The sequence below is a fragment of the Mycobacterium sp. ABE4_509 genome (assembly GCF_056160785.1).
Map to the genome: position 1 here is coordinate 1 of NZ_JBSWXU010000081.1, position 23,144 is coordinate 23,144.

The following is a 23,144-nucleotide window of genomic DNA, read 5'->3' on the forward strand; positions in this document are numbered from 1 at the left end:
GCACCCGCCCGGGGGTGCGGCTGCGCTGGCCCGACGGCGAGCTGACCCCGGCCCTCGGCGGCCCGGTGACGGGGCTGGGAATCGCGTGACCGGCGGGGGCCGGTGTCGGGGATGGCTAGGGTGAGGCCATGTCGGGCATCACGATAGGCGCGGTCGCAGCGCATTTCGGTCGCGACCTCGACCGCGGTGTGGCCAAGGTGGTCGGCATCGTCGAGGCCGCGGCCCGCGACGGTGTCGACCTGCTGGTGTTCCCCGATGCGTGCCTGGGCGGCTACATCGGCGATCTGCTCGCCCCCGACCCGGCCGATCCGCCGCCGGCGCTGGACCCCGACGGCCCGGAGATCGCCGCCGTCGTCGCCGCTGCCGGGGCCATGACGGTGTGCGTCGGCTACGCCGAGGCCGCCCCGGGCGGGGCCCGGTACAACTCGGCGATCTGCGTGTCCGGCGACGGGGTGCTCGGCACACACCGCAAGGTGCACCAGCCTGCCGGAGAGTCGTTGGCCTACTTGGCCGGCGACTCGTTCACCGCCTTCGACACCCCGGCGGGGCGGCTGGGGATGCTGATCGACTACGACAAGACCTTCCCCGAGTCGGCGCGGGCGCTGGCGCTCGACGGCGCCCAGGTCATCGCGGCGCTGTCGGCGTGGCCGGCCAGCGTCACCGACCGCGCATCGCGACTGCCCGCCGACCGCCAGTCCCGGTTGTTCGACCTCTACGACTGTGCGCGCGCCGCCGAGAACCAGGTCGTCGTGGTGTCGTCGAACCAGACCGGGATCATGGGTTCGCTGCGATTCCTCGGCCAGGCCAAGGTCGTCGGGCCAGGCGGGGAGGTGTTGTCCACCACCCGCTCCAAGGGCGGCATGGCCCGTGCCGACATCGACGTCGCAGCGGAGATCACCCGGGCCAGAAGGGTGTTGGACCATCTCGCCGAGCGCCGGGTGGAAACCTACGGCACGGCGGCGCGGCGGTGAGCGCCATGCGCATCGCGCTGATCACCTATTCGACCAAGCCGCGTGGCGGGGTGGTGCACACGCTGCACCTGGCCGAGGCACTGGCCGCGCACGGCGCCGAGGTCACGGTGTGGTCGCTGGCTCGGGCGGGCGACGCCGGGTTCTTCCGGCCGGTCGACCCCGCGGTGCGGGTACGTCTGCTCGACTTCCCCGACCGGCCCGACGAGACGGTCACCGACCGGATCGTGCGGTCCATCGACACGCTGCGACGGCATTTCACCGCACAGCACTACGACATCGTGCACGCACAGGACTGCATCAGCGCCAACGCCGCGGGCACCTGTATCCGCACCATCCACCACCTCGACCAGTTCACCACGCCGATCCTGGCCGAATGCCACGAGAAAGCCGTGGTGGAGCCCTACGCCCGGATCTGTGTGTCGGCCGCCGTGGCGGCGGAGGTGTCCGAGGGGTGGGGGCTGTCGCCGACGGTGATCCCCAACGGGGTTGCCGCCGAACGGTTCATCGCGGCCGCCTCGGCGGAGGAGCAACGGGCCCGCTGGCGCGACAGCCTGGGCCGCTACGTGCTCGCCGTGGGCGGTATCGAGCCGCGCAAGGGCACCGTCGACCTCGCCGAGGCGTTTGCGCTGTTGCGCCGGCGCGATCCCGGTCTCGGGCTGGTGATCGCCGGCGGGGAGACGCTGTTCGACTACCGCGACTACCGCGCCGAGTTCGACCGGCGCTGCGCTGAGCTCGGTGTCGCGCCGGTGATCCTGGGCGCGGTACCCGACGCCGAACTGCCCGGCCTGGTGGCCGCGGCCGAGGTCTTCGCGTTCCCGTCGACCAAGGAGGGTTTCGGGCTGGCCGCGATGGAGGCGCTGGCCGCCGGCCGGCCGGTGGTTGCCCGCGATCTGCCCGTGCTGCGTGAGGTTTTCGGCGACACGGTGCGCTACGCCGGTGACGTCGCGGGGTTCGCCGACGAGCTGCAGCGTTCGATCGGCGACACCAGCCGGGTCGCCGCGGGCCGGGCGCTGGCCCGTTCGATGACGTGGGCGGCCGCCGCCCGGGCGCATCTCGACTTCTACACCGCCCACCCCCCGCCGCCGAAACAGCATTCCAGCAGCCTCTGACTCGAACTTTTGCTGCCGGAATGCTGTTTCGGCGATGATGACCGGGTGACCCACGTCCGCGGCCGCGTCTGGCGCCATGGCACGCCCGTCGAAGGTTTCGTGTTCTCCGAGATCTCGGACTGTCTGGCCGCCGAGGACACGCTGGTGTGGTGCGACATCTACGACCCGACCCACGACACGCTCACCGAACTCGCCGAGGAACTCAACCTCAACGCCTGGGCCGTCGAGGACGCGCTGGCCGAGGCCGAACGCACCAAGGCGGTGGTGTACCGCACGCACACGTTCTTCAGCGTCTACGGCGTCACGGTCAAGTCGCCGGCGCCGGCCGACATGTCCGAATCCACGCTGGAGATCCACCGCATCTCCGGCTTCGTGCTGCCGCGCGGCCTGATCACCGTCCGTCTCTCACCGCAGTTCGACATCGACGCGGTCTCACAGCGCTTCGACGAGGTCGGCGGCCAGGAACACGGGGTGGGGGCGCTGGTGCACGGGCTGCTCGACTTCGTCGTCGACGGGCACTTCGACGCCGTCCAGGCCCTCGACGACGGGATCGAGAGCCTCGAAGACGATCTCTTCGACGAGCGGTCGGCCCGGTCGGCTTTGCAGCGCAAGACCTTCCAGCTGCGTAAGGACCTCGTCGCGCTGCGCCGGGTGGTGCTGCCGATGCGTGAGGTCGTCACCGCGATCCAGCACCGCCGGATGGACGCCAGGACCGCACCGGAACTCGATCCGATGTACGCCGACCTCTACGACCATGTGCTGCGCGCCTCGGAGTGGACGGAGTCGCTGCGCGACATGGTCACCACGGTGTTCGAGACGAACCTGTCGTTGCAGGACGCACGGCTGAACACGGTGATGAAGAAGCTCACCGGGTGGGCGGCCATCATCGCCGTGCCGACCGCGATCACCGGCTTCTACGGCCAGAACGTCGACTACCCGGGGATCAACACCCTCGGCGGCTTCGTGGCGAGTTCGGCGATCATCGTGGCTCTGGTGATCGTGTTGTACGTGATGTTCAGGAAACGGGACTGGCTGTAGCTTCCAGCCTGCCCACGACCGCGCCGCCGATGTCGTAGCTGGCGGTGAATCCGTCACGGTCGTCGGACACCCTGCACATGTCGTAAGGACCGCCCCAGCCGCGATAGACCAGCCGGAACTTGCCTATCGTGCAGGAGAATCCGCTCGGTTCGTCCCACTGCGCGTCGGTCCCGGCGGCGGTCAGGCCCGCGACGCGGCCCTGCAGCGCGGCATCGCGCCAGTGCTCGCAGACCACCGGCCCGGCTGCGGCGACGTTGTAGGCGAGGGCTACGTCACCTGCGGCGTAGACGTTGCGGGCAGATGTCCGCATCCGCTGGTCGACAACGATTCGCCCGTCGCGGACGGTGAGCCCGGCCGCGACGGCCAGCCGGATGTCCGGACGCACCCCGGTGGCGGCCACGACGACGTCTCCGTCCAGGGTTTCACCCCCGTCGAGCATCACCCCGGTGTCGAACACCGCGGTCACGGCTGCGGAGCCGACGAACCGCACCCCGGCATCGGAGAGCATCTTGACCACGCGTTCCCCGACGTCGAGGCCGAACCGGCGGTGCAGCGGCACCGGTTCGGGCGCCACCACCGTGGTGTCGACACCGAGCGCGGCCAGACAGCCCGCGGTTTCACAGCCGATCAGACCGCCACCGATCACCACCGCGGTCCGGGCGTGCCGGGCAGCCATCCGCAGCGCGACCGCATCGGCGAACGACCGCAACGGCAGTGCGGTCGCCGCACCCGGAATGGCCGGCGGCACCGCCCGCGACCCGGATGCGACGACCAGATGCCAGTACGGATATCGGGCGCCGCCTGCGGTGATCACCTCCTGCGCGTCGACGTCGATGCGTTCGACGGTGACTCCGCGCACCAGGTCGATGGCGTTGCGCTCGAACCAGCCCTCGCTGTGCAGGTCGAGTTCGACGGGCCGCCCGCGGAGGAACTGCTTGCTCAGCGGCGGTTTCGCGTAGGGCAGCGCGGGATCGCTGGTCAGGATTCGGACCGGGATGTGGCGGTGCCGCGCGCGAAAGGTCTCCGCCGCACTGACGCCCGCCGGACCACTGCCGATGGCCACCAAACCCGCTGCCACCATGCCAACGGGGTACCACCGGCGAAGCCCGGCGAATCCCGCCGGACCGCAGGTGTCAGGGTTTGGTCAGACTGATCTGCTGCCGCCTCGGCTCAGAGAGCGTTGAGCAGCGACGATCGGTGTGAAACCATCTCCGCATGGAGTCAGACGGGGACCCTGAGGCGCGCATCCGGGACCTGGAGCGTTCGCTCGCCGAGCAGGCCGCGGCCAGCGAGCTCGGAACCCGACCCTATGAGTCGGCCCCGCCGCCGGCCCCGCCGTACGGCTACCAGGACTATCAGCACAGCGGTTCGGCCCCGCAGCCGTGGGCCGCACCCTACGGCTACACCGCGGGCGGCAGCGCCCAGCCGGGTCCACCGCCGGTCGGGTCGCCGTACTACGCCCCGCCGCAGCACGTCGTGCACAAGAACACGCGGGTCCTGTGGCTGATCCCGCTGGCGATCTTCGCAGCGATCATGGTCGGCGTCGTCGGCCTGGCCGTGTTCTTCACCTCCGACGGCACACCGGACTTCGAGCCGGTCCCCCCGCCGACGGTGGCCGGCGGCGGCGGACCGGTCGAACCGCCCGAGGTCGACCCGGTCGAGCCGGGCGGTCCGATGCCCAAGGCGGCCGACATCGTCGAGGCGGGGCAGTCGCTGAACATCGGCGGTGTCGAGATTCGCCGCACCGTCTTCTGCGCCGGCGGTGCGGTCCATGTCAGCGGCATGAGCAACACCGTCGAGATCGAGGGCGACTGTGGGGTTGTCACGGTGTCGGGCTTCGAGAACGTCGTGGACGTCGATTCGGCGCAATCCATCGTCGCGTCCGGTTTCGACAACCGGGTGACCTACTCCGCGGGCGCCCCGGAGATCTCCAACTCGGGCAGCGGCAACACCGTCGAACAGCGGTGAAACCCGGCCCCGGGGATTCCGGTCGAGCCCCGCGCAGGCGCCGCCCCACCGTAGGGTGAGCGCCGATGGCGCTTCATCTCCATCGGGCCGACCGCACCGACCTGCTCGCCGACGGCCTCGGCGCGCTGCTGGCCGTCCCGCCGCCCGACCCGTTCGCCGAGGACCTCGTGCTGGTGTCGGCCCGCGGCATGGAACGCTGGCTCAGCCAGCGCCTGTCCCACATCCTGGGTGGCGGCCCGGCCGGTGACGGGGTGTGCGCGGGTGTGACGTTCCGGCATCCGCGCTCGCTGATCGCGGAGTTGACCGACGAGCGCTTGCGCGAGGAGCAGACCAGCACCGACGAGCGCTTGCGCGAGGAGCAGACCAGCACCGACGAGCGCTTGCGCGAGGAGCAGACCGGCACCGGCACCCCCGAGACTGATCCGTGGGAACCGGACGCGTTGGTGTGGCCGCTGCTCGAGGTCATCGACGCCAGCCTGGATGCCGAGTGGTGCGCGCCGCTGGCAGGTCACCTGGGCCACTTCGACGGCGGCGAGGAGCGCGAACTGCGCCGGGGCCGCCGCTATTCGGTGGCCCGCCGGCTCGCCGGGCTGTTCGCGTCGTACGCCCGGCAGCGGCCCGGGCTGCTCGCCGACTGGCTCGCCGGCCGCACCGGTGATCTCGCCACCGATCTGCGGTGGCAGCCCGAGCTGTGGCGGGCGCTGGTCGACCGGGTCCCCGCCGACCCGCCGCATGTGCGGCACGCCGACACGGTGGCCCGGCTGCGTGCGGCCCCGACGGAGCTGCCCGCCCGGCTGTCACTGTTCGGCCACACCCGGCTGCCGGGCAGCGAACTGGAGCTGCTGGAGGCGTTGTCCACCCATCACGAGCTGCACCTGTGGCTGCCGCACCCCAGTGCGGCACTGTGGGGCAGGCTGGCCGGGCTGTCCGGTCCGGTGCCTCGCCGCGACGACACCAGCCACCGGGACGCCGAGCATCCGCTGCTGGTGACCCTGGGCCGGGACATCCGCGAACTGCAACGTGCCCTGCCCGCCACCCTCGCCGGCGACGAGCACCGATCCGGTCCGCCGCGGCCGGACACCCTGCTGGGCTGGCTGCAGTCCGATATCGCCGCCAACGCGGTTCGCCCGCAGGGGCGTTCGCACGATCCGGCGGACCGCTCCGTTCAGGTGCACAGCTGCCACGGCCCGGCCCGCCAGGTCGACGTGCTGCGTGAGGTGGTGCTCGGCCTGCTCGCCGACGACCCGACGCTGCAGCCCCGCGACATCCTGGTGATGTGCCCGGACATCGAGACGTATGCGCCGCTGATCGTCGCCGGGTTCGGGCTCGGCGACGTGGTGGCCGAGCCGCACCCCGCCCACCACCTGCGGGTCCGGTTGGCCGACCGGGCGCTGGTGCAGACCAATCCCCTGCTCGGCCTGGCCGCGCAGCTGCTCGCCCTGGCCGGCGGGCGGGCGTCGGCCAGCGAGGTGCTCGACCTGGCCGAGTCTGCGCCGGTGCGTGCCCGATTCGGTTTCACCGACGACGATCTGGACACCATCGCGGCCTGGGTGCGGGAAGCGAACATCCGCTGGGGGTTCGACACGGCGGACCGGGAGCCGTTCGGGGTCGGCGGGTTCGTCCACAACACCTGGCGTTTCGGTATCGACCGGATCCTGGCCGGGGTGGCGATGTCGGATGACTCGCACGCATGGCTGGACACCACGCTGCCGCTCGACGATGTCGGCAGCACCCGGGTGGAGCTGGCCGGCCGGCTCGCCGAATACGTTGCCGTCCTCGCCGATACGGCGCGCTCGCTGGCGGGCACCCGGCCGCTGCGCCAGTGGCTGGGCAACCTGGCCGACGCCGTCGCCGCACTGGGCGCCGCGGAGGGCGACAACGCCTGGCAGTCAGCGCAACTGGATCGGGAGTTCACCGGCATCCTCGCCGATGCCGGTGAGCGATCCGGCACCGCGCTGCGTCTCCCGGATGTCCGTGCGCTGCTGGAGCGTCATCTGGCCGGACGGCCGACGCGGGCCAATTTCCGCACCGGCACACTGACGGTGTGCACGATGGTGCCGATGCGTGCGGTGCCGCACCGGGTGGTGTGCCTGGTCGGGCTCGACGACGGCGTGTTCCCGCGGTCGGGGGTGGTCGACGGCGACGACGTGCTGGCACGCGACCCGATGACCGGTGAACGCGACGCCCGCTCCGAGGACCGTCAGCTGCTGCTCGACGCGATCTGCTCGGCGACCGAACGGCTGGTGATCACCTACACCGGCGCCAACGAGTACAGCGGCGCGCAGCGCGCGCCGGCGGTGCCGCTCGTGGAACTCCTCGACGCCCTCGACTCGACCACCGCACGGCCGGTCGGCGACCGGGTCGTTGTCGCGCACCCGTTGCAGCCCTTCGATGTTCGCAACGTGTCCCCCGGCGATCTCGGCATGCCCCCGGGCGAACCGTTCACCTTCGACCCGATCGCGCTGACCGCCGCCGAGGCCGCCGGCGCGAGCCGGGCCGCCGAGCCCGGCTTCCTGGCCGGGCCGTTGCCGGCTGCGGCACCCACCGACGTCGCGCTCGACGACCTGGTGAGGTTCTTCACCGATCCGGTGAAGGGTTTCTTCCGCGCGCTGGACTACACGCTGCCCTGGGAGGTCGACGGCGTCGAGGACGCGATGCCGGTCGAGATCGACGCGCTGCAGGAGTGGGTGGTCGGCGACCGGATGCTGCATGACATGCTGCGCGGTCAGCCGCCGGAGACGGCCCGGCAGATGGAGTGGCGGCGCGGGTCGCTGCCGCCTGGGCGGCTGGGCTGGCGCAAGGCCCAGCAACTCAGCGATCAGGCCGCCACGCTGTCGGTCGCCGCGCAGCAGCACCGGCGGGCGGCGGCCCGGACGCTGGACGTGGACCTCGACCTCGGCGGCGGCCGTCGCCTCACCGGCACCGTCGGAGAGGTGTTCGGACAGCGGATCGTCGAGGTGACCTATTCCAAGCTCGACGGCCGCCACCTGCTCGGGCCCTGGATCAAGCTGCTGGCGCTGAGCGCATGCCATCCGCGGACGGACTGGACCGCGCTGGCGATCGGCCGGTCCAGGAAGGGACAGGCACCGGCGCAGCGGTCGCTGGGCGCCCCCGACACGGCGGCCCCGGCGCTGCTGGCCGATCTGGTGGCGATCTACGACGCCGGTCGGCGCGAGCCGCTGCCGCTGCCGATCAAGACGTCCTACGCGTGGGCCGAGGCCCGGCACACCGCGGGGCTCCCCGAGCGCGAAGCGCAGCACAGGTGGAAGTGGGACAGGGATGATCCTGCTGCGCAACGGGTCTGGGGGTTCGGGGCGCCGCTGGAGGCGCTGCTCGACCCGGTGCGCCCCGGGGAGGAGTTCGAGGGCGAACGTACCCGGCTCGGGGCGTTCGCGGCGCGGCTGTGGCTGCCGTTGCTGCGCGCCGAACGGAGCCTGGACTGATGCGGCGATTCGATCTGCGGGGCCCGCTGCCGGCCGCCGGCTCCACGACGGTGCTGGAGGCCAGTGCGGGCACCGGCAAGACCTTCGCGCTGGCGGGGCTGGTCACCCGCTATGTCGCCGAAGGCCTGGCCGGCCTCGACGAGATGCTGCTGATCACGTTCTCCCGGGCCGCCAGTCAGGAGCTGCGCGAGCGGGTGCGTCGCGGCATGCTCGAGGCGCTCCACGCATTCGACGACCCCGAAGCCGCGGCGCACAACGACGTGCTGCGGCAGCTGGTCGACGCCGAGCCGCCGGAGCTGGCGCTGCGCCGCGAGCGGCTGCGCGATGCGCTGGCCGGTTTCGACGCCGCGACGATCGCGACCACCCACCAGTTCTGCCACCTGGTGCTCAAGTCGTTGGGGGTCGCCGGTGACACCGACGCCGGTGTGACCCTCGTCGAAAGCCTCGACGAGCTGGTCGCCGAGATCGTCGACGACCTGTACCTGGCGCATTTCGCCGGCGACGCCGCCGAGCCGGTTCTCACCCGCGGTGAGGCGCTGCGGCTGGCCCGTGAGGTGGTCAGGAATCCGCACGCGCAGCTGCGGCCGACCGATGCGGTGCCGGGTTCGGAACCCGCCATCCGGCTGACGTTCGCCCGCGATGTGCTGCACCAGCTCGACCAGCGCAAGCGCCGGCTCGGCATCCTCAGCTACGACGATCTTCTCGGTCGTCTGGCCGACGCGCTGGATTCGGCCGGGTCACCGGCGCGGGCACGGATGTACCGGCGCTGGTCGATCGTGATGGTCGACGAGTTCCAGGACACCGACCCGGTCCAGTGGCAGGTCATCGACCGCGCGTTCTCGGGGCGGTCCACGGTGATCCTGATCGGTGATCCCAAGCAGGCCATCTACGGGTTCCGGGGCGGCGACATCGTCACCTACCTCGAGGCGGCCCGCAGCGCGGCCGATCAGCGGACCCTGAGCGTCAACTGGCGCAGCGACCGTGCGCTGGTGGACTGCCTGCAGGTGGTGCTCGGCGACGCCGAGCTCGGCGATCCGGACATCAAGGTCCGTGAGGTCTCGGCCCATCACGTACGGCGCCGGCTCGCAGGCGCCCCGCGCGCCGACCCGTTGCGGTTGCGGGTGGTCGGCCGCACTCCGTTCGGCACGAAACGCACCCGCACCATCCCGATCGCGACGCTGCGCACCCATATCTGCGCCGATCTGGCCGCCGACGTCGCCGCGCTGCTGGGCAGCGGAGCCACTTTCGACGGCGAGACCCTGGCGCCCCGCCATGTGGCGGTCATCGTGGAGCTGCACGAGGACGCCCGGCGCTGCTATGACGCGTTGTGCGCGGCGGGGATCCCGGCGGTCTACACCGGCGATTCGGACGTGTTCAACTCACCGGCGGCCGATGACTGGCTCTGTCTGCTGGAGGCTTTCGACCAGCCGCACCGAACCGGGTTGGTTCGCGCCGCGGCGGCGACGCGGTTCTTCGGGGAGACGGCCGAGAGCCTCGCGCGCGGCGGCGACGAGCTGACCGACCGCGTCACCGGGGTGTTGCGGGAGTGGGCCGACCACGCCCGGGAACGTGGTGTCGCAGCGGTGTTCGAGGCCGCCCAGCAGCGCGGACTGGCCGAGCGGGTGCTGTCCTACGCCGGCGGCGAGCGCCATATGACCGACCTGGCGCACCTGACCCAATTACTGCACGAGACCGCCCACCGGGAGCGCTACGGGCTTCCGGCCCTTCGGGACTGGCTGCGCGCCCAGCGTGCGACGCGCGGATCCACCGAACGCAGCAGGCGGCTGGACAGCGACGCGGCGGCGGTCCAGATCATGACCGTGTTCGCCAGCAAGGGGCTGCAGTTTCCCATCGTGTATCTGCCGTTCGCATTCAACCGCCGCAAGCACGACGAGAAGTTCATCAGCTTCCACGACGGCGGCACCCGGTGCCTGCACGTCGGCGACCCGGACAGCGCCGATTTCAATCCTGTTGCCGCGCAGGGAGCTCATGAGCAGGCCGGGGATCACATCCGGTTGACCTACGTCGCCATGACCCGCGCACAGTCACAGCTGGTGGCGTGGTGGGCGCCGTCCTGGGACGAACCCACCGGCGGGCTGTCCCGGTTGTTGCGGGGCCGCGAGCCCGGCCAGCCGGCGGTGCCCGACCGGTGTCCGGACGGACCCACCGATGAGCAGGCTCTGACCCGATTTCGGGCCTGGGAAGCCCTGGGCGGCTTGACCGTCGAGGAGTCGATCGTGGCGCCGGTACCGGCGGCGCCGACGGAGCCGGTGCCCGACGGTCTGGCGGTCAGACGTTTTCGTCGCCCGATCGACACCAGCTGGCGGCGCACCTCGTATTCGGGGCTGATCCGCGACGTCGAACCGGCCGGGGTCAGCAGTGAACCCGAGGTCGCCGAACTCGACGACGAGGTCGGTGATGCCGGCGGGTTGACGCCGACCGCCCCGGAGCCGGGTTCGGACCTGCCGTCCCCGATGGCCGGGCTGCCGACCGGGGCCAAGTTCGGCACGCTGGTCCACGCCGTGCTGCAGACCACCGACCCGTTCGCGCCGAACCTGGCCGCCGAACTGGAAGCCCAGATCGCCGTGCACGCACCGTGGTGGCCGGTGGACGTGCCCGCCGGCGAGCTGGCCGCGGCGATGGTGCCGTTGTACGACACCCCGTTGGGGCCGCTGGCCGAGCACACCGTGCTGCGCCGGATCGGGCTGCGCGATCGTCTGGCGGAGTTGGACTTCGAGTTCCCGTTGGCCGGCGGTGACGTTCGGGCGGGATCGCCCGACATCCGGCTGGCCGACGTCGGGCGGCTGCTCGCCGAGCACCTGCCGGATTCGGATCCGCTGGCGGGGTATGCCGGCCGGCTGACCGGCGCCCCGCTGGGCCGCCAACCGCTGCGCGGCTATCTGACCGGTTCGGTGGACGCCGTGCTGCGGGTCGGCGGGCGCTACCTGGTGGTGGACTACAAGACGAACTGGCTCGGCACCGCCGAGCAGCCGTTGACGGCGGCCGACTACCGCCGGCCGCGGCTGACCGAGGCGATGCTGCACTCGGACTATCCGTTGCAGGCGCTGCTGTATCTCGTGGCGCTGCACCGGTTCTTGCGGTGGCGCCAGCCGGGGTACCGCCCCGAGACCCATCTCGGGGGCGTGCTGTATCTGTTCCTACGTGGCATGTGCGGTCCGCAGACCCCTCAGGAGGACGGGGTGCCCACCGGGGTGTTCAGTTGGCGTCCGCCGGCCGCGCTGGTGACGGCCCTGTCGGACCTGCTGCATCTGGGGATCCCGTCATGACGCTCGACGAGTTCGTCGCCGCCGGCGTGATCGACTCCGCGGACAGCCGGGTTGCCCGGCGGCTCGGCGCGCTCGGCGGTGAATCCGGCACCGCGGTGCAGCTGGCGGTGGCACTGCTGGTCGCCGCGCTGCGCACCGGTTCGGTGTGCGTGGATCTGGCGCAGGCGCGGGAACGGCACGCCGGAGATGCCGGTGAGCTCCTCGAGCTTCCCTGGCCAGAACCTCGGCAGTGGCTGGCCGCGGTGCGGGCGAGTCCGCTCGCCGGGTCCCCGCCGGTGCTCCGGTTCCTCGACGATCTCGTCTACCTCGACCGGTACTGGCTCGAGGAGCAGCAGGTCTGTGGTGATGTGTCCGCCCGCCTGACCTCCGGCGAGCCCGCCGCGCCGACACCCGATCTCGGCCGGCTCTTCCCGCCCGGCTACGCCGAACAGCGCGTGGCGGCGCAAACCGCTGTCGTGCAACGTCTCACCGTCCTGACCGGCGGCCCGGGAACGGGCAAGACGACGACGGTGGCCCGGTTGCTGGCCGCGATCGCCGAACAGGCCGAACTCAGCGGCGGGGCGCCGCCGCGGATGGCCCTGTCGGCGCCGACGGGAAAGGCGGCGGCCCGGCTGCAGGAAGCTGTCGAGCTCGAAGTCGAAAGGCTGGCCCCGGTCGACCGGGACAGGCTGGCCGGACTGCGTTCGACGACCATGCACCGGCTGCTCGGCGCCCGGCCCGATACCTCGTCGCGGTTCCGGCACCACCGCGGCAACCGGCTGCCCCACGATGTCGTCGTGGTCGACGAGACCTCGATGGTGTCGTTGACGATGATGGCCCGGCTGCTGGAGGCGGTGCGGCCCGAGGCCCGGCTGCTCCTGGTGGGCGACCCCGATCAGCTCGCTTCGGTCGACGCCGGTGCTGTGCTGGCCGATCTGGTCGACGGGCTCGGCGGCCACGGCGTCGTGCAGCTGCAGACACCGCACCGGTTCGGGCACTCGATCGGGGCGCTGGCCGACGCGGTGCGCGGCGGCGACGGGGACACCGTGCTCGAGTTGTTGCGCGCGGGGGGTGAGTCGATCGAGTGGGTCGACACCGAGGACCCGGTGGACGCGCTGCGGCCGATGCTGGTCGAGCGCGCGGTGGCGTTGCGGCAGGCGGCCGTTCTCGGCGACGCGGCGGGCGCCCTGTCCGTTCTGGATCAGCACCGGCTGCTGTGCGCGCACCGGCGTGGTCCGTTCGGGGTGGCGCTGTGGAATCGGCGGGTCGAGGGCTGGCTGGCCGAGGCGACCGGCCAGCCGATGTGGGCGCCCTGGTATGCCGGGCGGCCGGTGTTGGTCACCGCCAACGACTACGGGCTGGGCGTCTACAACGGTGACGCCGGCGTGGTGGTGGCGTCGTCGCAGGGGTTGCGCGCCCACATCGGCTCGGCTGACTTCGCGACGAGTCGACTGGGTCAGGTCGACACGATGTTCGCGCTGACGATCCACAAGAGCCAGGGCAGCCAGGCCGACGAGATCACCGTGCTGCTGCCGCCGGCGGAGTCGCGGCTGCTGACGCGGGAGTTGTTCTACACCGCGATCACCCGCGCCAAGGCGCGGGTCCGGGTGATCGGTCCGGAATCCTCGGTGCGTGCTGCGGTCGGCCGGCCGGCTGTGCGGGCATCGGGCCTGGCCAGGCGACTACGGGCGACCGGGGAGCGCCAAGACCGGTGATCGTCTGTCCGAAATGCGAACGATCACGCCGAGATGAAATTGCGGTCAACGCCGTGTTGTTTCAACAAGAAGATCGGGGAAACCCGATGTGCATGAGCTGATCGGGCGATGTGTCAAGACGTCGCAGATCGCGCCGGATCGCTCCACCGCTCTGACGAAGAGAGGAGCAGAACAAGAATGCCGAAGAAGTTGATGACACCCGTGGCCACCGCGCTCGGCGCCGGACTGTCCGCCGCGACGCTGGGATTGGCCGTGCCTGCGCAGGCGCTTCCCGTCGCCGGGGACAACGCGGCCGACGCGATCGCCGAACTGGAGTCCGACGACAACCGCGTCATCGTGGAGAACCGCTCTGACGTGCCGCTTTCACAGACCGAAGTGGTCTCTGTGATCGAGGGCCCCGCGGTTCGTGACACGGTCTACCAAAACGACCAGTACGTGATCAACGAGAACCGCCAACGGGTTCCGGTGGGGGACGTCTACTACGTGACCGTGCGCTGAGAAGCGAACACACGGAGGTTCCGCTCAACGGCGAAGAAAAGGGGCGCCCCATCGCGGGGCGTCCCTTTTTCGCGTGGTTGCCGCCACCCGTCGTTTCTCCGCTATTTCCGACTCGCGGTGAAAAATCGTTAAGTTGTCGGTGAGCCGAGCACGGTTCACCGCCAATCGGAAGAGATCGTTGTCAGATGCGAGTTGACGGGCGCGAGATAGCTGTCTCCGGCAGCTTGCTCCAACCGTTGATCCGCCGCACCAACGACATCCTGCGACTGGCACTGTCCGCGGTGTTCCTGCTCATCGTCGTCACCAGCTCGCTGATCACCCGATATGAGTGGGAGACGCTGGAGCGGTCGATCTCCGAGATCATCGGGGTGCTGACCCCGACCCAGTCCAACACCGTCTATCTGATCTACGGCGTGGCGATCTTCGCGTTGCCGTTCGTGATCCTGATCGGGCTGATCGTGTCGCGGCAGTGGAAGCTGCTGGGCGCCTATGCCGCGGCCGGAATCAGTGCGATCCTGCTGCTGTCGATCACCGGCAACGGCATCGCCGCGCCGCGATGGCACTTCGACCTGTCAGAGCGTCTGGACACGGTGCTGTCGCAGTTCCTCGACGACCCGCGGTGGATCGCGATGCTGGCCGCCGTGCTGACGGTGTCGGGGCCGTGGCTGCCGGCACGCTGGCGGCACTGGTGGTGGGCCCTGCTGCTGGCCTTCGTTCCGATCCACCTGGTGGTCAGCGCGGTCGTGCCGGCCCGGTCGCTGCTCGGGCTGGCGGTCGGCTGGTTCATCGGGGCAGTGGTCGTGCTGGCCGTCGGCACCCCCGCTCTGGAGGTGCCGTTGGACGGCGCGGTGCGGGCAATGGCCCGGCGCGGGTTCACCGTGTCGGCGCTGACAGTGGTCCGCCCCGCCGGCCGCGGCCCGATGGTGCTGTCGGCGACCCGGGACACCGCCGACTGCGCGCAGGCGGGTACCGCGGTCGTCGAGCTGTACGGTCCGCACCAGCGCGGCGGTGGATTCCTGCGGCAGTTCTGGCGCAAGGTCCGGTTGCGCGACAGTGAGACCGCACCGATTCAGCCGTCGATGCGCAGGGCTGTCGAGCATCGCGCGTTGATGGCGATCGCCGTCGGCGATCTGGCGATGGCGAACACCGCCCCGATCGCGGTGGCGACACTGGAGCGGGGCTGGACGCTGTACGCGCACCACCCGTCCGGGGGCGTGCCACTGGACCGCTGTACCGACTCCACTCCGGTGACCCGGGTGTGGGATTCGCTGGGCATGCTGCACAGTCAGCAGATCTCACATGGCGATCTGCGCGGCAAGGAGATCACCGTCGTCGACGGCACCCCGGTGTTCGGCGGTTTCGCCCACGCCGAGTACGGCGCCTCCGAGGCGCATCTGCACACCGACATCGCGCAACTGCTGATCACCACCACCGATCTGTACGACGCCGAGAACGCCGTTGCGGCCGCGATCTCCGTGTTCGGAAACGAGTCGGTGCTGGCGGCCTCGCGCCGGCTGACCAAGGTCGCGATGCCCAAACGGGTCCGCGACTCGGTGCGCGACGCGGGCACGGCGATGGCCTCGGCCCGCGACGAGGTCAAGCGGCAGACCGGCGCCAATCAGATCGACGCCGCAACGATCACCCGGTTCACCCGCAACCAGGTCATCCAGCTGGTGCTGCTGGTGGCGCTGGTCTACGTCGCCTATCCGTTCATCAGCTCGGTGCCGGTGTTCTTCTCCGAGCTTCGCAACGCGAACTGGTGGTGGGCCGTTGCCGGCCTGGCGGTGTCGGGCCTGAAGTATCTGGGTGCCGCGGCGGCGCTGTGGGCCTGCGCGGACGGTCTGGTCAAATACCGGATTCTGGCGATCATGCAGGTGGCCAACACCTTCGCCGCCACCACGACCCCGGCCGGGGTCGGCGGCCTGGCGCTGAGCACCCGTTTTCTGCAAAAGGCCGGACTGGGGGCCCTGCGCGCGACCACCGCCGTGGCCCTGCAACAGTCGGTGCAGGTGATCACCCACATCTCGTTGCTGATCTTCTTCAGCGCCGCGGCCGGGGCGTCGGCGGACCTGTCCCAGTTCGTGCCCAGCACCACGGTCGTGTACCTGGTCGCGGGCGCGGCGCTCGGGGCGGTCGGGGTGTTTCTGATCGTCCCGAAGTTGCGCCGCTGGCTGGGCAGTTCGCTGCGCCCACGACTCAAGGAGGTCTTCGACGATCTCCTCGTACTCGCCCGGGAACCCAAACGGCTGGCCCTGATCGTCCTCGGTTGCGCGACAACCACTCTGGGCTCCGCGCTGGCGCTGTGGGCGAGCATCGCGGCGTTCGGCGGTGACGCCAACTTCGTCACCGTCACCATCGTCACGATGGTCGGCGGCACCCTGGCCTCGGCTGCGCCGACGCCCGGCGGCGTCGGCGCGGTGGAAGCCGCGCTGATCGGCGGCCTGGCCGCGTTCGGGGTGCCGACCGCGGTGGCGGTGCCCGCGGTGCTGCTCTACCGGATTCTGACCTGCTGGCTGCCGGTGTTCCTCGGCTGGCCGATCATGCGGTGGCTGACCCGCAAGGAAATGATCTAGCCGGACGTTTCCGCGAACGTGCATTCCCTGTCGCGATGGCGCTTGGGGCACTACAGGGAATGCACGTTCGCGGGCCTCGGTCCCGACGCGATACGTGGGCGCTACCGGGCTTAATCTGCCCGAAACGACGGCATGGTTTCCTCTCATCAGACAAAGTTTCATACGAGAGATCACGCTGGAGGCCGCATGACGAGCACCGACACCAAGTTCCTGGTGACATCGGGCTTCTGGAAGTCCCTTCCACAGATGCCGCTCGAGCAGTACCCGGGCACCGAGGGATTCATCGACGACGTCTACGCCAACCCCAACGGCGTCCCGATGTGCTCGGGCTACTTCGAGTTGCGCAACACCGATGCGCCGCTGGACTACTTCTACGACTACGACGAGATGAAGATCGTCCTCGAGGGCGAGTTCCGGCTGGAGAACGTCGACACCGGGCAGGTCGAGATCGCCCGGGCCAAGGACGCGATCTTCTTCCCGAAGGGGTCGCGGATCCTGTTCTCCACTCCCGACCGCGCGCTGGCGTTCTACGTCGGCTACCGATCCTTCGCGCCCTGACACCGCCGCCGCAGGAATGCTCGAACCTGCCCGTCTCGACGATCCGGTCGAGCGCTTCCGGATCGGTCCGGGGACGGTCACCGCACTGCGGGTCTTCGGCGGCGACCGCCTCGACGTCATCGATCCACACGGCCGCCAGCCGGCCGAACTGACCGTCCTGTCGGCCGATCCGGGTGCGGTGCCCGGAACCGCACCCGACGCCCCGGCCACCGTGTTGCACCGGCTGGTCGCCGGCACCGACGAGGACGGCTACGCCGCGGCCCGGATCCTGACCCTGCTGTCCCGGCACCGGGTCGACCAGCACGCCGCAACCGCGACCCGGCTGTTCGGCGGTCATTCGCCCGCCGGAGCGCGGGCCGGCTTCGCGGTCGACGCCGACGCGGTGGTGCTGGTCGCCGCACCTGCGGCGCCGATGTCGCCGGCCGCCGACGATCCGAATCCGCCGTCGGAGGTGTGGGTCGAGGTGCACCGCGGCGACCCGCGCCCGCGCGAGGTCACCGAGCTTCCCGAGCCACTGGCAGAACCGTTGTGGGACATGCACATCGACCCAGCCACCGCATCGTCCTACGAGGTGCGCGCCGGACAGTTCATCCAGATCGTCGACGTGCAGGGTCGTCAGTGTTCGGACTTCCTGGCCTTCGACGCGCATGCGCTCGGCGACGGCCGGGAGTACGGCCTGGACGCCACCACCACCCGCACCATCGGTGGCGGGGCCTACCCGCGGCCCGGCCTGACCGGAAAGTTCTTCGACGCCCGCGCCCGGCCACTCGTCGAGGTGGTGCGCGACACCGTCGGCCGGCACGACACGTTCGCGCTGGCCTGTACCGCGAAGTACTACGCGGACATGGGCTATCCGGGCCATGTGAACTGCACCGACAATTTCAACGCCACGCTGTCCGGCTACGGTGTCGCCGCCAGGACGGGCTGGCCCGCGCTGAACCTGTTCTACAACACCGCCTTCGACGCCGCTCACCAACTCATCGCCGATGAACCGTGGTCGAGACCGGGCGACTACGTGCTCTTTCGGGCGTGCACCGACCTGGTCTGCGCCTCGTCGGCCTGCCCGGACGACATCGACCCCTCCAACGGCTGGGTGCCGACCGACATCCACGTCCGTGTCTACGACTCCACGAGGAGGTTCTCCGTGGCGGTGGGCCACCGGGTGACCCCGGACTCCGAGACGGTCTTGACCAAGCCCACCGCGTTCGCCTCCCGGACCGGTGCGTTGACCAACCAGTTCACCGAATACCAGGGCTACTGGCTGCCCACCGCCTTCGACGGCTACGGGCCGCACCAGGAGTACTGGGCGTGCCGGGAGCGGGTAGCGGTGATGGACCTGTCGGCGCTGCGCAAGTTCGAGGTGCTGGGCCCCGATGCCGAGGCGTTGCTGCAGGCCGCACTCACCCGCAACATCCGCCGGCTGGCCCGCGGCCAGGTCGTCTATTCGGCGATGTGCAACGACACCGGCGGCGTCGTCGACGACTGCACCGTCCTGCGTCTGGGCGACAACAACTTCCGCTTCATCGGCGGTGACCCCTACGACGGGGTCTGGCTGCGGGAGCAGGCCGGCCGGCTGGGCCTGCGTCAGGTGTGGATCAAGGACTCGACCGACCAGCTGCACAACATCGCAGTGCAGGGGCCGGCCAGCCGGGCGCTGCTGACCGACCTGATCTGGAGTCCGCCCACCCAGCCGGGGGTCGGTGAACTCGGGTGGTTCCGATTCCTGATCGGACGCCTCGGCGGGCCCGAGGGGCCGCCGCTGCTGGTCTCCCGCACAGGGTATTCCGGCGAGTTGGGGTACGAGCTGTGGGTCCATCCCGATTCCGCCGAGGCGCTGTGGGACGCGGTCTGGACTGCGGGTGCGCCGGTGGGCCTCGCGCCGCTCGGGCTGGAGGCGCTCGAGCTGCTGCGGGTCGAATCGGGCCTGGCCGCCTCGGGCCACGAGTTCGACGACCAGACAGACCCGTTCGAAGCCGGCATCGGGTTCACCGTCCCGCTGAAGACCAAGACCGACGACTTCGTCGGCCGTGCCGCGCTGCTCGAGCGCAAGGCCCACCCGCAGCGAACCCTGGTCGGGCTGCAGCTCGACGGCAACGAACCGGCCGAGCACGGCGACTGCGTTCACGTCGGACGCTCCCAGGTCGGCGTGGTCACCAGCGGGGTCCGCTCTCCCGTGCTGAGCGCGAGTATCGCGCTGTGCCGCATCGCCGTTCAGTACGCCGAGCCCGGAACACGGGTCGAGGTGGGCAAGCTCGACGGCCATCGCAAGCGCCTCGGCGCCACCGTCACCAGGTTTCCGTTCTACGACCCCGACAAGACCCGGCCCCGGTCTTGACTTCACCAAGGAGGAACTCCATGTCCCGCACAGCGGTTATCGGCGCCGGCCCCTGCGGCCTGGCGCAGCTTCACGCGTTCGAACAGGCCCGCCGGGCGGGCGCCGATGTCGGCGAGGTGGTGTGTTTCGAGAAGCAGAGCGACTGGGGCGGTCTGTGGAACTACACCTGGCGCACCGGCCTGGACAAGCACGGCGATCCGGTGCACGGCAGCATGTACCGCTACCTGTGGTCCAACGGCCCCAAGGAGTGCCTGGAATCCTCCGACTACACCTTCGACGAGCACTTCGGCAGGCCGATCCCGTCGTTCCCGCCGCGCGAGGTGCTCTACGACTACATCATCGGCCGGGCCAAGAAAAGTGATGTGCGCCAGTACATCCAGTTCGAGACCCCGGTGCGCGACGTGGTGTTCGACGACGCGAGCCAGACCTTCGCCGTGACGGTCGAGTCGTGGGGGCCGTCCGGGGACAGTGAGCTGCGCACCGAGTCGTTCGACCACGTGATCGTGGCGACCGGACACTTCTCGGTTCCCAGCGTCCCCGAGTACCCGGGCTTCGAGACGTTCCCGGGCCGCATCCTGCACTCGCACGACTTCCGCGACGCGGTCGAGTTCGCCGGCAAGGACCTTCTCATCCTGGGCAGCAGCTACTCGGCCGAGGACATCGCGCTGCAGTCACTCAAGTACGGCGCCGCCTCGATCACCGTCGCCTACCGCAGCGCCCCGATGGGATTCGGGTGGCCCGAGGGCATCTCCGAGGTTCCGGCGCTGCGCCACGTCGAGGGCCGCACCGCCCACTTCGCCGACGGCACCTCGCGCGACGTGGACGCGATCATCCTGTGCACCGGCTACCAGCATCATTTTCCGTTCCTCGCGCCGGAGCTGCGGCTCACCACGACCAACAACCTCTATCCCGACGGCCTGTACAAGGGCGTGGTGTGGGCGGCCACCCCCCGGCTGCTGTACCTGGGCATGCAGGACCAGTACTACACGTTCAGCATGTTCGACGCGCAGGCGTTCGTCGCCCGCGACATCATCTCCGGCCGATTGGCGCTGCCCTCGGCCCAGGAGATGGCCGACGACGTCGCGGCCTGGCGGGCCAAGTACGCCGAGGTCGACAGCATCATGGAACAGATCGACTTCCAGACCGACTACGTCCGCGACCTGATGACGCTGACCGACTATCCGGCGTTCGACATCGAGATGGTGCGCCAGCACTTCGTGACCTGGGAGCACGACAAGGACGAGAGCATCCTCGGCTATCGGGACAAGTCGTTCGCCTCACCGTGCACCGGAAGTGTGGGCCCGGTTCCGAGCACCACCTGGTGGGAGGAACCCGACGACAGCCTGGCCCGCTTTCTGCAGCGGTGACCGCCGGTCAGGGGTACTGAGCTCCGCGCCGGCGGAATCAGCAGAGAACGCCGGCGAACACCGCACCGGTGACCAGCGCGATCACGATCGCCACGGTGGGCATCCCGCTGGACAGGGCCACCACGACACCCGCGATCGCCGCCATCAGCAGCACGGTCATCAGAGTGGCGAGCAGCCAGTTGACCGACGCGTGCGCGGTGCGGTGTGCGTCGACCTCGCGCGGGACCATCGCGGGTTCGCTGGTTCCAACCATGAGCGTCCTCTCTGTGACTGCGCACACACTATAACCCGACGATGGTGCAGATCACATCTTTGACAGTTCTGTTGTGACCACCGCAGCCATTTCCAAAGCCCAACTAACAGAACTGATTAGCGCGACTAATCGCAGTTTCGGTGCCGTACAGCGACACCACAGCGTCCGGTAACGGGTCCGGTAGTAGCTTGGTGGTCGGTGGTGATCGTCAGGCTGGCCGCGCTGATGGCCGCAACGGCTGTGCTGGTGCAATGCGCACCCGCCGCGGATCCGGTCGCCACCGGGTCGCCGCGGGACATGGCGCCCGAGACCGTCCGCACGGTCACCCGGCCACCCCCGGACCCGACGACACCGGCCACCGCGGCCGCGGCGCCGGCCCTGGTTACCGCCGTCACCGTGGCGGACCTCGGCGCCACCTGGCGTCCCGGCTGCCCGGTGCCGGCCGAACAGCTGCGCCGGGTGGACCTCGACTACCTCGGATTCGACGGCCAGACCCACCGCGGCCAGCTGGTGGTACACCAGGACCTCACCGCCGAGGTGATCGAGATCTTCGACGAGTTGTACCGAATGGGCTATCCGATCGAACGGATGCGCACCGTCGAGAACTACCCCGACGCCGACGACGAGCTGTCGATGCGCGACAACAACACCTCGGCGTTCAACTGCCGCGATATCCCCGGCACCGGGCAATGGTCGTATCACGCCTACGGGCGCGCGGTCGACGTCAACCCGCGGATCAATCCCTATGTCGACTCCCGCGGCGACGTCCAGCCCGCCAACGCCGGCCCGTGGACCGACCGCGACCGCACCGATCCCGGCATGCTGCACGACGGCGACCCGGCGGTGCTGGCCTTCACCGATCGCGGCTGGACCTGGGGCGGCCACTGGCGCTCCCCATTGGACTACCAACACTTCGAACTGTCCTGACCGAGAGGCGTGCCGATGTGACGATGACGTGAACCCCCGCAGACGGTTCCCGTCCCGTAAATTTGGGCGCCGTCCTCAACGAGCGGAGATCACCCTGCTGCACCGAATCGCGCTGCTGGCCATGGCCGCACCGCGCCGAATACTCACCGCCGCCGCGGTATTGACCGTCGCACTGGCGGTGTTCGGCGTGCCGGTGGCCAAGAGCCTGTCCCCCAGCGGCTTTCAGGACCCGGGCGCCGAATCGTCGGCGGCAGCAGATCTTCTCACCGAGAAGTTCGGGCGCGGCGAGGTACAGATGATCATCGCGGTGTCCTCTCCGGATGGGCTGGACACCACCGAGACCCGCCGGGTCGCCGCCGACATCGAACAGGTCCTCGCCCAGCATCCGCACGTCGCGGAGATCTCCTCGGCCTGGAGCGCCCCCGCCGCACCGGACCTGATCAGCACCGACCGCACGGCCGGGTTGATCATCGCGGGAATCACCGGCAGCGAAGCCGAACAGCAGGAGTACGCCGAGGAGATTTCCCAGGAGGTCGCCGGCGACTACGGGGCGGTCACGGTCACCACCGGTGGCACCGCGATGGTGAACCTGCAGATCACCGAACAGTCCCAGCGCGATCTGCTGGTGATGGAGGCACTCGCGATCCCGCTGAGCTTCCTGGTGCTGGTCTGGGTGTTCGGCGGGTTGCTGGCCGCCGCGGTGCCGGTGGCGATCGGAGCGATGTCGGTGATCGGGGCGCTGGCAGTGCTGCGGCTGGTCACATTCGGCACCGACGTGTCGATCTTCGCCCTGAACCTGGCCGTCGCCATGGGTCTGGCCCTGGCCATCGACTACACGCTGCTGGTCGTGTCGCGCTATCGCGACGAGTTGGCCACCGGCGCCGCGCCGGCGACCGCGCTGGTGCGCACCATGACGACCGCCGGGCGCACGGTGATCTTCTCGGCGACGACGGTCGCGCTGTCCATGGCAGCGATGGTGCTGTTCCCGATGCACTTCCTGAAGTCGTTCGCCTACGCGGGGGTGGCCACCGTGGCCTTCGCCGCCGCGGCGGCCGTCGTCGTCACCCCCGCGGCGCTGGTCGTGCTGGGCGACCGGCTGGACGCGCTGGACGTGGCCCGCCTG

General features: G+C 70.2%; 16 protein-coding genes. 14 read left to right on the forward strand and 2 right to left on the reverse strand.

Annotated features, from left to right (window positions below):
• The first annotated feature begins 128 nt into the window (after positions 1-128).
• From ACXAID_RS17290 to ACXAID_RS17300, 3 genes are read left to right on the forward strand one after another with little or no spacing between them, the layout of a single operon-like run.
• Complete coding sequence (locus ACXAID_RS17290) at positions 129-971, forward strand: carbon-nitrogen hydrolase family protein (RefSeq protein ID WP_475023433.1); 843 nt, start codon at positions 129-131, stop codon at positions 969-971.
• Between the two features lie 5 nt (positions 972-976).
• Positions 977-2,080: an MSMEG_0565 family glycosyltransferase gene (locus tag ACXAID_RS17295; RefSeq protein ID WP_475023434.1), complete on the forward strand. Its 1,104-nt coding sequence runs from the start codon at positions 977-979 to the stop codon at positions 2,078-2,080.
• A 45-nt stretch (positions 2,081-2,125) separates the two neighbouring features.
• Entirely contained in the window at positions 2,126-3,118 is a 993-nt protein-coding gene (locus tag ACXAID_RS17300) for a magnesium transporter CorA family protein (protein WP_475023435.1), read from the forward strand.
• Here ACXAID_RS17300 and ACXAID_RS17305 read toward each other — a convergent pair.
• Positions 3,096-4,199: an NAD(P)/FAD-dependent oxidoreductase gene (locus ACXAID_RS17305; RefSeq protein WP_475023436.1), complete on the reverse strand. Its 1,104-nt coding sequence runs from the start codon at positions 4,197-4,199 to the stop codon at positions 3,096-3,098. The genes ACXAID_RS17300 and ACXAID_RS17305 overlap by 23 nt on opposite strands.
• Before the next feature lie 134 nt (positions 4,200-4,333).
• On the opposite strand from ACXAID_RS17305, the gene ACXAID_RS17310 reads away from it, so the two are divergent.
• From ACXAID_RS17310 to ACXAID_RS17350, 9 genes are all read left to right on the forward strand, one after another.
• Entirely contained in the window at positions 4,334-5,086 is a 753-nt protein-coding gene (locus tag ACXAID_RS17310) for a DUF3060 domain-containing protein (RefSeq protein WP_475023437.1), read from the forward strand.
• Positions 5,087-5,151: 65 nt separating this feature from the next.
• A complete protein-coding gene (gene recC, locus ACXAID_RS17315) occupies positions 5,152-8,529 on the forward strand; it encodes an exodeoxyribonuclease V subunit gamma (protein ID WP_475023438.1) in 3,378 nt (1,125 codons plus the stop codon).
• Positions 8,529-11,816, forward strand: coding sequence for an exodeoxyribonuclease V subunit beta (gene recB, locus ACXAID_RS17320; RefSeq protein WP_475023439.1), 3,288 nt, complete (start codon positions 8,529-8,531; stop codon positions 11,814-11,816). The genes recC and recB overlap by 1 nt, the downstream gene beginning before the upstream one ends.
• On the forward strand, positions 11,813-13,510 hold the full coding sequence (gene recD / locus ACXAID_RS17325) for an exodeoxyribonuclease V subunit alpha (protein WP_475023440.1): 1,698 nt from the start codon (positions 11,813-11,815) through the stop codon (positions 13,508-13,510). The genes recB and recD overlap by 4 nt, the downstream gene beginning before the upstream one ends.
• 177 nt (positions 13,511-13,687) lie before the next feature.
• Complete coding sequence (locus tag ACXAID_RS17330; RefSeq protein WP_475023441.1) at positions 13,688-14,008, forward strand: hypothetical protein; 321 nt, start codon at positions 13,688-13,690, stop codon at positions 14,006-14,008.
• 185 nt (positions 14,009-14,193) lie between these two features.
• The gene (locus ACXAID_RS17335; RefSeq protein WP_475023442.1) at positions 14,194-16,581 is read left to right on the forward strand and encodes a lysylphosphatidylglycerol synthase transmembrane domain-containing protein; all 2,388 of its coding nucleotides are present in this window, start codon (positions 14,194-14,196) and stop codon (positions 16,579-16,581) included.
• A 186-nt stretch (positions 16,582-16,767) separates the two neighbouring features.
• Positions 16,768-17,139, forward strand: coding sequence for a cupin domain-containing protein (locus ACXAID_RS17340; RefSeq protein WP_475023443.1), 372 nt, complete (start codon positions 16,768-16,770; stop codon positions 17,137-17,139).
• Between the two features lie 16 nt (positions 17,140-17,155).
• Positions 17,156-19,474: a DUF1989 domain-containing protein gene (locus ACXAID_RS17345; protein WP_475023444.1), complete on the forward strand. Its 2,319-nt coding sequence runs from the start codon at positions 17,156-17,158 to the stop codon at positions 19,472-19,474.
• A 20-nt stretch (positions 19,475-19,494) separates the two neighbouring features.
• Positions 19,495-20,841 (forward strand): flavin-containing monooxygenase, encoded by a 1,347-nt coding sequence (locus ACXAID_RS17350; protein ID WP_475023445.1) that lies wholly within the window; start codon positions 19,495-19,497, stop codon positions 20,839-20,841.
• 37 nt (positions 20,842-20,878) lie between these two features.
• Here ACXAID_RS17350 and ACXAID_RS17355 read toward each other — a convergent pair whose 3' ends face one another.
• Entirely contained in the window at positions 20,879-21,094 is a 216-nt protein-coding gene (locus ACXAID_RS17355; RefSeq protein ID WP_475023446.1) for a hypothetical protein, read from the reverse strand.
• 225 nt (positions 21,095-21,319) lie between these two features.
• On the opposite strand from ACXAID_RS17355, the gene ACXAID_RS17360 reads away from it, so the two are divergent.
• Both ACXAID_RS17360 and ACXAID_RS17365 read left to right on the forward strand, forming a co-directional pair.
• Positions 21,320-22,021 (forward strand): M15 family metallopeptidase, encoded by a 702-nt coding sequence (locus ACXAID_RS17360; RefSeq protein ID WP_475023448.1) that lies wholly within the window; start codon positions 21,320-21,322, stop codon positions 22,019-22,021.
• Between the two features lie 121 nt (positions 22,022-22,142).
• Positions 22,143-23,144 (forward strand): MMPL family transporter (locus tag ACXAID_RS17365; protein ID WP_475023447.1); only part of this gene is annotated, 1,002 nt, incomplete at its 3' end.